1 protein-coding gene is annotated in these 353 nt (G+C 64.3%); it reads right to left on the bottom strand.

The window, feature by feature from the left end:
- Positions 1-353 (bottom strand): IPT/TIG domain-containing protein (locus ON29_RS29800; RefSeq protein WP_040871434.1); only part of this gene is annotated, 353 nt, incomplete at both ends.

Here is a 353-nt window from a genome sequence, read left to right as displayed (position 1 = left end):
AGTTCCGGCGGGTGCGACCGCGGTGATCTGGGTCGAGGAGTTGACCGTGAACGAAGTTGCCGGTGTGGCACCGAAGTTGACCGCTGTGGCTCCGGTGAATCCTGTTCCGGTCAGCACCACCGTTGTTCCGCCGGTCACTGGTCCCGAACTGGGAACCACCGTGGCCAAAGTCGGCACGGGAACATAGGTGTAGGCGACGCCGTTACTGGTTCCGCCCGCGGTGGTGACGGTGACCTGAACGGTTCCTGTTCCGGCGGGTGCGACGGCGGTGATCTGCGTCGCGGAGTTGATTGTGAACGAAGCAGCCGGTGTGCCACCGAAAGTGACCGCTGTGGCCCCGGTCAGGTTCGTCC

The organism is Nocardia exalbida NBRC 100660 (assembly GCF_000308575.1).
Classification (GTDB): Bacteria; Actinomycetota; Actinomycetes; order Mycobacteriales; family Mycobacteriaceae; genus Nocardia; species Nocardia exalbida.
Note: the sequence above shows the minus strand (reverse complement) of the source record. Positions and strands in the feature narration are given on the sequence as shown.